The sequence below is a fragment of the Microbacterium sp. genome (genome assembly GCF_052099035.1).
Lineage (GTDB): Bacteria > Actinomycetota > Actinomycetes > Actinomycetales > Microbacteriaceae > Microbacterium.
The window spans coordinates 24,626-38,283 of record NZ_JBQDSX010000022.1; the positions used below are offsets into that span (position 1 = coordinate 24,626).

Below are 13,658 nucleotides of genomic sequence, written 5' to 3' on the forward strand. Positions count from 1 at the left end.
GGAGATCGCTGTGGCTCTGAGAGCTGTCGAGCGACGCCGCATCGCGCTGCTCAGCGACCAGACTCGCTTCGACGTCGCGCTCGGGTTCGATGAGACGCTTGATGACGCACTCGCGTTGACCGGGTTGTCCACGGGAGTCGGTCTCCTCACGGTGATCGGTCCTGGCGGGGTCGAGGTACCGGGCGACACCGTCTGCGAGGACCTCGAGGACGGTGGCCTCTACTCGCTCGTGGATCTTTCCGCCGTCGTGTCGCAGCGGCGTCCCGGACGCCGGGCGATGCTGTCGCGTGTGGATCACGGTGCCCGATGGTGGCTGCTCGGCGTGTGCGCGCTCGTGCTTCTCGCGGCGTTGGCGATCACCGCCGGCAACCCGGTTCTGCGGCTGGTGATCGGTTTGCTCCTGGCCATCGGCGCGGTCGGAGGAGCTCTCGCCTGGTCGAAGCGCGAGGCGAACGAGGGTGCGCGAGGTGCGTTGGGAATACTCGCTCCTGTCCTCCTCGCATTCGCGGCGGGGGCGACTCTCGTCCCCGCACACCTCGAGAGCGCAGGTCACCTGTCGACGGCATCCGGTTTCCTCGCGGTGAGCGTGATAACTGCTGTCGTCGCTCTCACCGGGGGCGCTGGTCCGATCCGCGCCGCGGGAGGGACAGCGACCGTGCTGCTGGTGTCTCTCGCTGCCGTGTGGGGTGTGACACTGCTGCTGCAATGGGGGCCCGTTGCCGCCGCCGCCATCTCGGTCGGGCTCGTGCCGCTGGGGCTGCGGGCTCTGCCGAGCAGCCTGGTGAACCTGCCCGAGGGGTACTTCATCGACTACAAGCACTTCATGAGCAGCCGGTGGACCGTGCGCGGCGCGATTCCGCAAACACGGGGTGCTGTCCGTGCGCGTGACATCGTCGCTGTCGTCGATGAATCGTCGGCACGGCTGGTCGCGGGAACGATCGTGCTCAGCGTCGTCGCTGCCATCATGATGCCGTTCGCGATCCTCCGGCCATGGCCGGACAATCCTTTCGTCGTAGCCGGAGGGGTTGCGCTTCTGGTCTGCACAGAGCTGTCGCTGCTGCTCACACCCCGCCACACCACGTCGCGGATTCTCCGTTGGATGCCGCGCGCCGCCGCCGCAGTCGTCTTGGTCTGCGCCGTCATTCAGGCATCGGCGGCATTCAGCGGAGATGTGCTCGTCCTGGGTGCGGCTGTGCTGTTCGTCGTGGGGCTGATCGCGGTCGCGGTAGCAGTACCGATGTCGCGGGGGACGAGCTCATTGGGCTGGTCTCGTGTCGGCGACGCGTTCGAGTGGTTGGCGGTCGCACTCGCGCTTCCTGCAGCGCTTCTCTATGCGGATGCGCTCTCCACGCTTCGTGGGATGATGTCAGGGTGAGTGGGAACGACGCGCCTCCGACCTGGCCCGGTGGCGGGAGATCGGTCCCGGCCGAACAGATTCCTGTGCTTCCGCCGTCGCTCATCGCGGCGCCTCCTGGCGTTGACGGCACACCGCTGCGTGACGTGGCGGCACCGCCCGTTCCTCCCAGGGGAGCCGCACTCTCGCCGGCGACAACCCGGCGGAGTTCCGGTGGTCTCGGCCCCGCATTCGCGGGGTCCCCGGCGTCGACAGCGAGGCGCATCGCCGCCTTCACCCTCGACGTCGCGATCGTCGCTCTCCTGTCCGCCGCCGTCCTGCTGATCACCCGCAGTGCGCTCCTGGCGGGACTGACCGTCATCGAACTCGCCCTCGGGTTCTGGGTATGGGAAGCACGAACGGGACTCACCCTCGGCAACGCCATGCTGCGGCTGCGAACCTCTCGTGATGATCGCGCGTTCTCGCCCGGCGTCGGCCGTCAGCTCGTTCGTGGCCTCATCACCGGAGCAGGTTTCCTCGTCGCGGTCGGCTCGTGGGTCGTGGTCGCCTCGAGCGCGTGGGATCGTGGCGGTCGTCGGCAGACCTGGGCTGACCACGCTGCCGGCACGGTCGTCGTCGCGGTGCCCGCGCGGAAGAAAGCCGTGGCACCCGCCCTCATTCCCGATGTCGCTGCTGTCCAGTCCACCGGGCCGCTCGCTCCGCCCCAGGTCATCGACCTCGGTTCCCACTCCGCATTCGTGGACGACAGCTCCGAGCCCACGGGCGCACGCGCGGTTTCTCCCGCAGTGCCTTCCGATCGGGCATCTCGCCGTGCGGCATCCCGCAGCCCCGAAGTATCCGAATCGCAGGCGAATCCGTCAGAAGCCGAACCTGCATCGGAGTCAGGAGCACTCCTGGTCATCTTCGATACGGGCCAGCGTGTGCAGCTCGGCCTTCCCCTCGCCGCGAACCTCGGACGTGCTCCCGTCGCCAGCGAGAACGACGATCGTCTCATCATCGTCACCGATCCCGACTCGTCGGTTTCGAAAACGCATCTGCGCATCGAGCACTCCCGCGGTCGCACCTGGGTCACGGACTTCGGGTCGACGAACGGCTCGGATATCCGCTCGGATGAAGGCCAGACCACCGAGCTCGTGGCCGGTGAGCGGGTCCTTCTCGACGATGCCGATCGCGTGCGCATCGGCAACCGCAGCTTCACGATCAGCCTCCTCATGGGAACCGAAAGCAACGCCGGAGACAAAGCATGAGCGGACCCCGACTGGCACCACCGCGTGTCCCCTCCGGAAAGCTGCCCGTCCAGGCGCCACCCGAGCTCCAGCCCAGCGATGGCGGTTCCGGCATCTTCGCCTCGATGCTGCCGATGCTCGGCAGTGTCGGTGCGATCGTCATGGTGACGATGTCCAACCAGTCCGCGACCGGTCTGATCACCGGTGGCATGTTCCTGCTCTCGTCGCTCGGTTTCGTCGCGGTGAATGGCTGGCGACAGCGGTCGCAGCGTCAGGCCGCGACCCTCAGTGCGCGTCGCGAATACCTCGCCTACCTCACCGAGCTGCGCAAAACAGTTCGCGTCGCTGCTCGCCAGCAGCGCCGTGCGGCGAACTGGCAGCACCCCGCCCCCTCTGCCCTGCCGTACATCGCGGAGGAGCGGACGCGAGTCTGGGAGCGTTCTGCGGGCGATCCCGACTTCCTGTCCGTTCGAGTGGGAACGAGCGATCAGCCGCTCTGCGTCACGCTGGAAGCTCCAGAGCTTCCGCCGCTGGCACAACTGGATCCCGTCGCAGCTTCCGCCGCGCACCGCTTCATGCTCACGCACGAGGTGCAGAAGGGACTGCCGCTGGGCGTCACGCTTCGCGACTATTCCCGGATTGAGATCACCGGTGACGAGGCAGAGGCACGAGCCCTTGCGCGAGCGATGATCCTGCACGCCGCAACGATGCACGATCCCGACAGCGTGCAGATCGTGATCGCGGCAGACACCACCGTGCTCGCACAGTGGGAATGGGCGAAATGGCTGCCGCACACGCACTCTCGCGTCGTGACCGACGGGCTGGGGGCCGCGCGAATGATCGGTTCGCAGATTCCCGAGCTCGAGGAGATGCTGCCGTCCGAGGTGCGTGAACGTCCGAGGTTCGACAGAGACGGGTCCGCCGCCCGGCTGCCGCATGTGGTCGTGCTCACCGATGGCGTACACGTTTCGCACACCGACCTCATCATCGGCGAGGAGGGCGCCCAGGGCGTCACGGTGATCGATCTGCCCACGCGCTGGGGTGATCTGGAAGATCCGCATGCGCTGCGCATCGCTCTTGAGCCCGGTGCGAAGAAGAATCAGCGTGCCGAGCTCGTGAGCCTCCAGGTTCCGGCCCGTCCGGTCACGGTCGACGGCATCAGCATTGTGGAATCCGAGGCGACCGCCCGGCGCCTGATCTCGTTGTACGCGGGCGGGACGACGTCTGCGGAGAAGACCAAAAGCGGTGGCCAAGCCGAGCTGGTCGATCTGTTGGGGCTCCCTGATGTCCGGGATATCGACCTCGACACGGCCTGGTCCCCCCGGCTGGAGCGGGATCGCCTGCGGGTGCCGATCGGCCAGACCGAGGACGGCTCGCCGCTCATCCTCGACATCAAGGAGTCGGCGCAGCGAGGCATGGGGCCGCACGGTCTCATCATCGGCGCCACCGGATCCGGAAAGTCCGAGGTGCTGCGCACGCTCGTGCTCGCTCTGGCACTGACGCATTCACCGGAGCAGCTGAACTTCGTGCTCGTCGACTTCAAGGGCGGAGCGACATTCGCGGGCATGGCCGGAATGCCGCACGTCTCGGCGATCATCACGAACCTGGGCGAGGAGATCTCACTCGTCGACCGGATGCAGGATGCCCTGCAGGGTGAGATGGTCCGTCGACAGGAGCTCCTGCGCGCCACCGGCCCCTTCGCCAATGTCACTGATTATGAGAAGGCCCGTCGCGGTGGACGCACAGATCTTGCGCCGCTTCCGGCACTGCTCATCGTCGCGGACGAGTTCTCCGAGCTGCTTTCGGCGAAGCCGGAATTCGTCGAGACGTTCGTGAACATCGGCCGACTCGGACGATCCCTCCAGGTGCACCTGCTGATGTCGTCGCAGCGGCTCGAGGAGGGCAAGCTCCGCGGACTCGACACTCACCTGTCGTACCGCATCGGTCTGCGCACGTTCTCGGCCGCAGAGTCTCGCACCGTGCTCGGTGTTCCCGACGCCTATCACCTGCCGACGCAGCCCGGCGCCGGCATCCTGAAGTCGGACACCGAGACGATGACGCAGTTCCGCGCGGCCTATGTCTCAGGGCCCCCGCCGCGCCGGCGACGCAAGGCCGCACCATCCACACGAAAAGGTGCTGAGTCCGCCGCGGTCGAGTTGTTCACCGCAGCTCCGGTCTGGCGTGCGGACACGGCGCCCGAAGAGGTCGACGTCGCGGTGGAGGTCGAACCGGAAGAGGTCGAGCGCAGTTCGTTCGAGATCGCTGTCGAGCGCATGAGCGGACGCGGCCCTGCCGCGCACCAGGTCTGGCTCCCGCCTCTGGAGAAGCCGGCGACGCTCGATCAGCTGCTCGGCGATCTGGCCGAGGACCCTGCACTCGGGCTCGTCTCGTCGCAGTGGCGCGAGATCGGCGGGCTCACCATTCCGCTGGGCATCGTCGATGTACCGCTCGAGCAGCGTCGCGAGAATTTCGTGGTCTCACTCGGCGGTGCGGCCGGTCACATGGCAGTCGTCGGTGCTCCGCTGAGCGGGAAGAGCACGCTCCTGCGCACGACGATGCTCGCGATCGCGCTGACGCATACCCCGCAGGAAGTGCAGTTCTTCGTCATCGACTTCGGCGGTGGCAGCTTCTCCGGTCTGCAGGGGTTCACGCACCTCAGCGGGCTCGCGACGCGCTCGGAACCCGACATCGTCCGCCGCACTGTGGCAGAAGTGACCAGTCTGCTCAACGCCCGTGAGGTGTACTTCCGCGAGAACGGTATCGACTCGATCGACACCTATCGCCAGCGCCGTGCCCAGGGAATCGTCGACGACGGCTACGGCGACATCTTCCTCATGGTCGACGGCTGGGGCACGCTGCGCAGCGAGTTCGACATGCTGGAGACGGCAATCCAGGCGATCGCCGCGCGAGGCCTCACCTACGGCGTGCACGTCGTGATCGCGGCATCGCGGTGGATGGAGATCCGCGCGAGTATCAAGGACCTCATCGGCACACGAGTGGAGCTGCGGCTCGGAGATCCGTCGGACTCCGAGGTCAATCGCAAGGCGGCGACGAACGTCACCGCGATTCCAGGACGCGGCCTCAATTCGAGCGGTCTGCAGATGCTTACCGCGCTTCCGCGCATCGACGGCTCTGACGATGCGTCGAGTCTTGCCAACGGCATCGAGGATCTCGCCAGCAGGGTGGCCTCGGCCTGGCATGGCCCCGCCGGCCCGAAACTACGACTGCTGCCCGAGCGCATCACCCACGACGAGCTCAAGACCGTGGCTGCCGCGGCCTCTCCGGAAGGCGTGGAGCCACGGGAGATCCTTCTCGGCATCGATGAGGCCAACCTCGCCCCCTTCGCCATGGATCCGGTCGAGGAGCCGCTGCTCTACCTCTACGGCGACGCGGACTCCGGGAAGTCGTCGATGCTGCGCGGCATGGTGCACGAGATCATGCGCCTGTACAAGCCCAACGAAGCGAAGATCTTCGTGGTCGACTATCGACGAGCTCTTCTGGGCGAGATCCCTCAGGACTACCTCGGTGCATATCTGACCTCGCACGAGATGGCAGAGGGCGGCATGGCAGAGCTGTCCCAGTTCTTCCAGTCCCGCATCCCCGGACCCGACGTCACACCCGAGCAGCTGCGCACACGCTCGTGGTGGACGGGGGCCGAGGGCTTCGTGCTCGTCGACGACTACGACCTGGTGTCGACATCGCAGGGCAATCCGATCGCCGTGCTCGCCCCGTTGCTTGCACAGGCCGCCGACCTCGGTCTGCACGTGGTTCTCACCCGCCGCACGGGAGGCGCGAGCAGAGCGTCGTACGACCCGGTCATTCAGCGGATGACTGACCTGGGGGCAACCGGCATCCTCCTCTCGGGAAATCCCGACGAGGGCCAGCTCATCGGTAAGGCGAAACCGATCCCGTCTGTTCCCGGCCGGGCGCAGATCGTCAGCCGCGACCGCGGTCTTGTCGCCGCCCAGCTGCTGTGGGTCCCGCCGCGGTACGAATGATCCAGACGATCTGGGTGCCAGGGCACCCCGGCTGGGCCGGGCAGCAGAAACCCGTCACAGGGTTGATCGTGATCGGTGTGATCTTCGGGATCGTCATCATCGGGTACGGGGCCATACTGCTGAGCGACGGCGCTGCGGCGATGATGCTGCTGGGAGCGGCGGTGATCGTGACGGTGGGTCTCACCGGGTGGATGCTCGCCGCTCATCTGCGCGTTTCGCGAGTGCGCGTCGTTCGTGCAGAGGCGGCGGCGAACGAGGTCGTGTTCCGTGGCGTGGCCGCGATCGTCTGGCCGCTGCGGTTGTTCCTGGTGGCGGGCCTTGCCATTCTGGGCGGGTGGGCATGGGCGATCGCCACAGTGCCTGCCGAACGGCTTTCGATTCTCACACTGCTGCTCGTGCCGGTGATCGGAGCAATCCTCGCGATCATGGGCGCTCGGGCGTGGTTCCAGCGCCCCGGGGGACACCGGTTGACGCTGACGCCTGCCGGCATCGATCTACAGATCCCGCGCACCGGTCTGCGAGCGTCGTGGAACGATGTCGCGTCCGCCGAACTCGCCGGCGATCGCGTGGTCGTTCGTGCGGTCACCGCGAAGTCGGGCTCATGGGCAGCTCGTGATCTTGCCAGCGACCCGGTGATTCTTGCCGAGCTGATCGCGTTCTACGCGCGCTCTGCGCCCGCGCGCGACGAGATCGGATCGGCAACTCTCGACCGTCTGAGGTCCGGCGGCTTCTGAGGGAGCTCAGAAGCCACCAGGGTTCACTGCAGCCGGGGATCGACCTCTGGCCACGTGCCCTGGCGGAAGCGAACAATGATCCGGCCGGGTGCAGAAGAATCTGCGAGTACGTAGGTCATGGTGACTCGCTCGAGATTCTCGCGTCCGCCATCGGGCATGATCGTCGTCTGCACCGGCTCGAGCAAGCGCAGGAACTCGTCCTGATCGGGGTCGTCCTGCCCGGCAAGCGACCCCCACTTCTTCAGGAGCTCCGACGGAGCAGAATTCGGACGCCTCAACGCATCACCGATCACCTGCCGTGACAGCTCATCGGTGCGCGAAAAGCCATCCAGTGCGAAGTCGATGCCAGCGACGACAGTCTTATCCAAGCGAGTCGGGTGGTCGATCTCGATCCGCACCGAGATGCTTCGATCGCCGACTTCGGTGGTCGTCTCCATCACGGCGCCGCCCACGCCGCCGACGAGTTTCAACGGACCCAGATGCCGACTATCCATCGAGTTTCCCAGCCCATCGAACACAGTTCGCTCGCGATCGGTCATGATCCGCCCATAACGTCACTGATTTTCTCGCTGTTCCAGACCTGCTCGATCTTTGTTTTCGACGTCTGGTCATTCTGGAAATAGTCATCGATCGTCGCATTGAACAGATCGCGGCCGAGAGAGTACTCCTGGGCCGTACTGGCAAGACACCCGACCGCCAGGTCGTAGAGCGAAGTCGCTGCCGTGTGCGTCCCGCTCGCGCCAGCACCGATCGTGCCGTCGCGCGGGGTCGGATTCGTGGCGGGGGCGCTTCCGAGAGCGGTCTTGGCGAGTCCGAGCGAATCACTGACGTTGAGCATATTGTCGGACACGAGATCGGCGCGGTACTGCTTGATGTCGATCATCTCGGCTGTCCCCGTGAAATCACCGAATTGGACCTTGTCGAGGTCGAAATTCGCAGCATTGGCGTGCATCTTGGAGACGGCTTCGTTCATCATGGTCACAAGCGCGTCCTCTTGCTCTGAGATGGTGGTGCTCACCTTCTCGAGGGCGCTTTCGAACGACTCCATGATCTCGTCGTAGCTGCTGCCGTTGATGGTGGCAGCTGAGTCGAGCGCCTGAATCGCCATGGTCGCTGTTCCTGCGATCGTGACCATCGCCGCGACGAGCGGGGCCGCGGCTCCCGCTGTTGCGATCGATGCGACCGCGCCCGCCGCAGTCGCAACGACGGTGAGCCCGTACTTGAGCAACGCGTCCGCGGTGTCTTCCGCGAACGTTGAGAGCGCCTGTCGCGCGTTATCGCAGATCGTTGCGACATCGGTGCGAGCCGCAGGCCAGGCCTTCGACTGAACCGAATAATTGATCTCCAGCATCGCGCACGCCACCCCGATTCCATGGGCGACGTTCAAGAACTGCGAGTAGTACTTGTTGAGGAACGGCGTCGTGAATGATCCTGAGATGTTCGTGAGGATCGTGGTATTCACACTCTCACTGCTGCGTTCGATCACACCGTTCGCCTCAAGTGCGCCACCCGTCCCGGAAGCACCGAGCGTGGCTGCCGCCGAACGTACAGCGGTCAGAGGGCCGCTCGCTTTTGAGCCGTCCGGCAGAGAGGGCTCCAGCCAGCGAGACACGGCGCCATCGACGCGGGCTCGGATGTTGTCGAAACTCGGCGCCATCGAGCTGCCGATCCCGGTGACGGCGCCGCCACCTTCACCGTTGGTGTTCGGGCGGTCGTAACTGTTGGGCAACCACCCCCAGAACGAGTAGTAGGACTCGGGGCTTCCGATGTCCGGCGTGAAGCTCTGATCTGCCATATACGCGTCGATCGCGGCGCGCTTCAACGGGCCGATGATTCCTGGAAGCTCCTCGTACGTGGCCACAGCTACCCCCCGGTGCTTGATATGCGGTGCTTTTCAGTATGCCCGATACAGGTTAGTGGCATCCTCGTCCTCACCCAACAATTACGCTTGAGCACGCGGGGTCGGCTGAGCGAACGGAGAAGCGCATGAAGAAGGGCTCGAGAGCGACGCTTGTGTGGGGCATCGTCGCCGTCATCCTCACCGTCACTGCTGCGCTGCGACCGCCCGTCGCCGCAGTGTTCCTGCTCGCCCTTCTGGCGTGCGGGGTGATCGCGGGCGTGGTGGCGGTGCTGCTCGGCATCCGTGCGTTGCGCGGCCCCGACGGGAAGGCGAGCCCGGCCGCTGGCATCGCGCTCGGCGGTATCGGAATCGTGACGGGCGCCGTCTCCCTCGCGTTGCTCGTGCCCGCTCTGTTCCCCGGCGCGTCCGTTCAGGTCGAACTCCGCGCCTCGAGCGAAGAGGCATTCACCGTCTCGTACTCATACGGCGAGTATCCGCGGGATGACGTCTGGCAGGGCGGTGACTGGTCTGCGAAGTTCGGTACCAGCGAGTCGTCGACGGAGATGGTCGTCACGGCCGAGGAACCCGTTGAGGTCAGCTGCGAGATCCTCCGGGACGGTGAGGTCGTGGCAGCGGAGTCATCAGGAAGCGGCACCGTCACGTGCCGTTTCGACGCCGCAGGGTGAGTGAAACCGATGCGCGCGCTCAGCGCTGCGCGTCGGTGAGATGACGCGAGTCGCCGCTGAGCACCTTGACGATGATGCCGCGGCGGCGCAGCTCCGCGACGGTGCGCGTCTCCTCGTCGCGGTCGCGGCCAAGAGCGTGCACATTCGCGACGACGAGCACGTCACCGGTGTGCAGTGTGTTGATCAGCCGGTTCAGGCGATCGCCCCAGCTCTCCAGGATGTCGGGGGCGGGGTGACGGAATCCATCGATCGGCACACCGAAGCGCGTGAGGTCATCGCGTTGCTGCACGACCGGGGGCATTCCCTCGCGTGAGACGACCAGACCGACCAGACGCGATCCCTTCGGTCGGGCGTGCCACCAGTCGTGATCCTGCTGCAGCTCGGTGAAGCACTTCGGGCACTCGGAAGCCACGTGCGGCAGGTGCAGCGGGCTGGTCACATCCATCGAATCGCTCATCGGCGCACCTCCAGCATCCATTCTGCCCTGTGGGGCGAGGGAACGCGTCATCTACTCAGGACGGGTTCGGTCGTTGCCGCGAGCGGTGCGATCTACAGCATCCCGAGTGCGCGCACCGCGTCACGTTCTTCGGTGAGCTCGCGGATCGACGTGTCGATCCGTCCGCGCGCCCAGTCGCTCAGCTCGATGCCCTCGACGACCTGCCATTCACCGTCGACGGACCGCACCGGGAACGACGACACCAGGCCTTCCGGAACGCCGTACTCGCCGCGCGAGACGATGCCGGCACTCGTCCAGTCGTCGGTGCCGCGCACCCAGTCGCGGGTGTGCTCGATCGCGGCATTCGCGGCGGAAGCCACGGACGATGAACCGCGCACATCGATGATCTCGGCGCCGCGCTTGGCCACGCGAGGGATGAACGTCTGCTCCTGCCAGGCCTGCACGTCTCCCACGCGCTCCGCCAGCGCCTCGATAACAGGCCGGCCGCCGGCCGTCGCGTGGGTGATGTCCGGGAACTGCGTCGCCGAGTGGTTGCCCCAAATCGCAACCTGGCGGATGTCGGAGACCGGAGCATCCAGCGCGAGGGCGAGCTGTGCCCTGGCACGATTCTCGTCCAAGCGCGTGAGCGCGGTGAACCGCGTTGCAGGAACACCGTCAGCGGATGCCGCAGCGATGAGCGCATTCGTGTTGGCAGGGTTGCCGACGACGGTGACCCGCACATCCGAGGAGGCGCTTTCCGCGATCGCCTTGCCCTGCGGGCCGAAGATTCCGGCGTTGGCCGCGAGCAGATCGGCGCGCTCCATGCCGGGCCCACGGGGGCGTGCACCGACCAGGAGGGCGATATTGCTGCCGTCGAAACCCTGCGCCGCGTCGTCTGTGACGTCCACGCTCTCCAGCAGATCGAACGCGCCGTCCTGCAGCTCGAGCGCCGCACCCTCTGCGCTCTTCAGGCCCTGCGGGATCTCCAGCAGCCGCAGCCGCACCTTCTCGTCCGGACCGAGCATTGCACCGGCTGCGATGCGGAACAGCAGTGCGTATCCGATCTGTCCGCCCGCACCCGTGATCGTGATCGTTGTCGCCATGAGGATGAGCCTACGGCGCTGGGGTGCCGCGGGGTACTCTCATCCCATGACGTTCAACCCTGATTCCGACATCTCGGGGCACCGCACACGACGGCCCGGACGCACGGCCGCGGTCGCCGGAGGCGGCGTTGGCCTGCTCGCGATCATCGCTCTGATCGCCGGTCCTCTCCTCGGTGTCGACCTGACCGGGCTGCTCGGTGGGGGAACGCAGGGCGGCGGTGCTCCCGAGTCCGGCAGCACCGTCCTCTCCTGCGAGAGCGGCGAGGACGCGAACACGCAGGACGACTGCCGCATGGCCGGTGCGCAAGTGCTGCTCGACGGATACTGGGATAAGCACGTCGAGGGGTACACCGCTCCGCAGCTGTACGTGTTCCAGGGCCAGACGTCGACGCAGTGCGGCACAGCATCCAATTCGGTAGGTCCGTTCTACTGCCCACCGGACCAGGGCGTGTACATCGATCCCGCCTTCTTCCAGATCATGCGTCAGCAGTTCGATGCATCCGCCGGTGAGCTCGCGCAGCTGTACATCGTGGGCCACGAGTGGGGTCACCACATCCAGAACATCACCGGCACGATGGACGCCTACCCGAACAATGGGACCGGGCCCGACAGCAACAGCGTGCGCACCGAGCTGCAGGCCGACTGCTATGCGGGTGCCTGGCTGAAGGATGCCGCGGAGGAGACCGACGAGAACGGCGTGCACTACCTGGAGCCGCCGACCGACGCGCAGATCACGGATGCGCTGAATGCGGCATTCACCGTCGGCGACGATCACATCCAGGAGCAGTCCGGTTTCACCAACCCCGAGTCGTGGACGCACGGATCGAGCGAGCAGCGCCAGTACTGGTTCGCGAACGGATACAAGAACGGGCTGGGTAGCTGCGACACTTTCGCGGTCGACGGCAGCGAACTCTGACCCGATCCCGGCAGGCTGATCGCGGCGGCTACGCCGTGGTTCCGCGGGAGAGCGCGGCGCGGACGATACGGTGAGAAAGTCGCCGATGGCGACTGATATCGACTCACCGGGGGAAGACCATGAACACGGATGCTCTGTATCCGCCGATCGAACCGTATGACAGTGGGATGCTGCTCGTCGGAGACGGACACCGCATCGCATGGGAGGTCAGCGGCAACCCCGAGGGCAAGCCCGTGGTGTTCTTGCACGGCGGGCCGGGCGGTGGCTCTGCGCCGTGGCACCGGCGCTTCTTCGATCCCGAGAAGTACCGGATCGTCCTGTTCGATCAGCGCGGGTGCGGACGCAGCACTCCGCACGCGAGTGCCTCTGACGCCGACATGCGATTCAACACGTCGGCACACCTGATCGCGGACATCGAGCTGCTGCGCAGGAACCTCGGCATCGCCGCATGGCAGGTGTTCGGCGGATCATGGGGGAGCGCTCTGGCACTCGCGTACGCGCAGGCGCACCCGGATGCCGTGTCCGAACTCGTGCTGCGCGGTATCTTCACCCTGCGCCGCGAAGAGATCGAGTGGTTCTACGAGGGTGGTGCGGCAGCACTGTTCCCCGACCTGTGGGAAGGCTTTATCGCGCCGATCCCCGTGCTCGAGCGCAACCGCATGATCGAGGCGTATCACCGCCGCCTGTTCGACCCGGACCCCGCCGTGCACGTTCCGGCCGCGCTTGCCTGGTCGAAGTGGGAAGGGTCGACCATCACGCTCAAGCCGGACGAGGACACGGTCGAGCGGATGACCGAGGATGCCACGGCCGTGGCCTTCGCCCGCATCGAGAACCACTTCTTCGTCAACCGTGGATGGTGGGCCGACGGGCAGCTGATCGCCGGAGTGGATGCGATCCGGCATATCCCCGCCGTCATCGTCCAGGGACGGTACGACGTCTGCACGCCGATGATGACCGCATGGGACCTGCACCGCGCTTGGCCCGAGGCCGAGTTCGTGGTGGTCGACAACGCGGGGCACGCGGCATCCGAACCCGGCATCCAGCAGTCGCTCCGCGACGCGACCGACCTGTTCGCCGACGACTGACGGTCAGGCTTCGACTCGCTTCGCTCGCTCAGCCCATTTCGTCTCCTCGCTTCGCTCGTCGCTCAATGCCCCGCGGGGAGGCCTTCGGGCGGTCCCGCTGGGGGAGGCCTTCGGGTTGTTCCGCGGGCGGAGGCCTTCGGGCCGTTGAGCGATCGGAAGTCTTCGGGACGAAACGCAGGACGAGGTTTTTCGGGTCGTTGAGCGAGCGGAGCGAGTCGAAACGCATTGAGCGAGCGGAGCGAGTCGAAATGAACTGCTCAGGCCCGCAGCGCCTGCAGCA

11 protein-coding genes are annotated in these 13,658 nt (G+C 66.2%); 7 read left to right on the forward strand and 4 right to left on the reverse strand.

Features of this window, described 5'->3' with window-relative positions; all coding sequences use genetic code 11:
* Nucleotides 1–10 precede the first annotated feature (10 nt).
* The 4 genes from ACTIAO_RS08955 to ACTIAO_RS08970 are packed head-to-tail and all read left to right on the forward strand — an operon-like array spanning nucleotide 11 to nucleotide 7,312.
* Complete coding sequence (locus tag ACTIAO_RS08955; RefSeq protein ID WP_441905946.1) at nucleotides 11–1,375, forward strand: hypothetical protein; 1,365 nt, start codon at nucleotides 11–13, stop codon at nucleotides 1,373–1,375.
* Complete coding sequence (locus ACTIAO_RS08960) at nucleotides 1,372–2,601, forward strand: RDD family protein (RefSeq protein ID WP_441905947.1); 1,230 nt, start codon at nucleotides 1,372–1,374, stop codon at nucleotides 2,599–2,601. Before ACTIAO_RS08955 ends, ACTIAO_RS08960 begins: the two co-directional genes overlap by 4 nt.
* Nucleotides 2,598–6,578 (forward strand): type VII secretion protein EccCa, encoded by a 3,981-nt coding sequence (eccCa, locus tag ACTIAO_RS08965; protein ID WP_441905948.1) that lies wholly within the window; start codon nucleotides 2,598–2,600, stop codon nucleotides 6,576–6,578. Before ACTIAO_RS08960 ends, eccCa begins: the two co-directional genes overlap by 4 nt.
* Nucleotides 6,575–7,312, forward strand: a complete 738-nt coding sequence (locus tag ACTIAO_RS08970; protein WP_441905949.1) for a hypothetical protein — start codon at nucleotides 6,575–6,577, stop codon at nucleotides 7,310–7,312. The genes eccCa and ACTIAO_RS08970 overlap by 4 nt, the downstream gene beginning before the upstream one ends.
* A gap of 23 nt (nucleotides 7,313–7,335) precedes the next feature.
* Here ACTIAO_RS08970 and ACTIAO_RS08975 read toward each other — a convergent pair whose 3' ends face one another.
* Both ACTIAO_RS08975 and ACTIAO_RS08980 read right to left on the reverse strand, forming a co-directional pair.
* Complete coding sequence (locus ACTIAO_RS08975; RefSeq protein ID WP_441905950.1) at nucleotides 7,336–7,851, reverse strand: hypothetical protein; 516 nt, start codon at nucleotides 7,849–7,851, stop codon at nucleotides 7,336–7,338.
* Nucleotides 7,848–9,173 (reverse strand): hypothetical protein, encoded by a 1,326-nt coding sequence (locus ACTIAO_RS08980; RefSeq protein ID WP_441905951.1) that lies wholly within the window; start codon nucleotides 9,171–9,173, stop codon nucleotides 7,848–7,850. The genes ACTIAO_RS08975 and ACTIAO_RS08980 overlap by 4 nt, the downstream gene beginning before the upstream one ends.
* Nucleotides 9,174–9,298: 125 nt before the next feature.
* Here ACTIAO_RS08980 and ACTIAO_RS08985 point away from each other — a divergent pair, with 125 nt between their 5' ends.
* Nucleotides 9,299–9,838, forward strand: coding sequence for a hypothetical protein (locus ACTIAO_RS08985; protein WP_441905952.1), 540 nt, complete (start codon nucleotides 9,299–9,301; stop codon nucleotides 9,836–9,838).
* A gap of 19 nt (nucleotides 9,839–9,857) precedes the next feature.
* Here ACTIAO_RS08985 and ACTIAO_RS08990 read toward each other — a convergent pair whose 3' ends face one another.
* Nucleotides 9,858–10,295: a recombinase family protein gene (locus ACTIAO_RS08990; RefSeq protein ID WP_441905953.1), complete on the reverse strand. Its 438-nt coding sequence runs from the start codon at nucleotides 10,293–10,295 to the stop codon at nucleotides 9,858–9,860.
* A 92-nt stretch (nucleotides 10,296–10,387) separates the two neighbouring features.
* Nucleotides 10,388–11,377, reverse strand: coding sequence for a malate dehydrogenase (locus ACTIAO_RS08995; RefSeq protein ID WP_441905954.1), 990 nt, complete (start codon nucleotides 11,375–11,377; stop codon nucleotides 10,388–10,390).
* Between the two features lie 46 nt (nucleotides 11,378–11,423).
* Between ACTIAO_RS08995 and ypfJ the strand changes: the two genes are divergently transcribed.
* Both ypfJ and pip read left to right on the forward strand, forming a co-directional pair.
* Nucleotides 11,424–12,293 (forward strand): KPN_02809 family neutral zinc metallopeptidase, encoded by an 870-nt coding sequence (ypfJ, locus tag ACTIAO_RS09000; RefSeq protein WP_441905955.1) that lies wholly within the window; start codon nucleotides 11,424–11,426, stop codon nucleotides 12,291–12,293.
* A gap of 119 nt (nucleotides 12,294–12,412) precedes the next feature.
* The gene (pip, locus tag ACTIAO_RS09005) at nucleotides 12,413–13,378 is read left to right on the forward strand and encodes a prolyl aminopeptidase (protein WP_441905956.1); all 966 of its coding nucleotides are present in this window, start codon (nucleotides 12,413–12,415) and stop codon (nucleotides 13,376–13,378) included.
* The last annotated feature ends 280 nt before the right edge of the window (nucleotides 13,379–13,658 follow it).

Excerpts from the sequence above, each read along its gene's own strand:
- eccCa (WP_441905948.1), top strand. The coding sequence starts at position 2,598 with ATGAGCGGACCCCGACTGGCACCACCGCGTGTCCCCTCCGGAAAGCTG.
- ACTIAO_RS08970 (WP_441905949.1), top strand. The coding sequence starts at position 6,575 with ATGATCCAGACGATCTGGGTGCCAGGGCACCCCGGCTGGGCCGGGCAG.
- ypfJ (WP_441905955.1), top strand. The coding sequence starts at position 11,424 with ATGACGTTCAACCCTGATTCCGACATCTCGGGGCACCGCACACGACGG.
- ACTIAO_RS08985 (WP_441905952.1), top strand. The coding sequence starts at position 9,299 with ATGAAGAAGGGCTCGAGAGCGACGCTTGTGTGGGGCATCGTCGCCGTC.
- ACTIAO_RS08995 (WP_441905954.1), bottom strand. The coding sequence starts at position 11,377 with ATGGCGACAACGATCACGATCACGGGTGCGGGCGGACAGATCGGATAC.
- pip (WP_441905956.1), top strand. The coding sequence starts at position 12,413 with ATGAACACGGATGCTCTGTATCCGCCGATCGAACCGTATGACAGTGGG.
- ACTIAO_RS08990 (WP_441905953.1), bottom strand. The coding sequence starts at position 10,295 with ATGAGCGATTCGATGGATGTGACCAGCCCGCTGCACCTGCCGCACGTG.
- ACTIAO_RS08975 (WP_441905950.1), bottom strand. The coding sequence starts at position 7,851 with ATGACCGATCGCGAGCGAACTGTGTTCGATGGGCTGGGAAACTCGATG.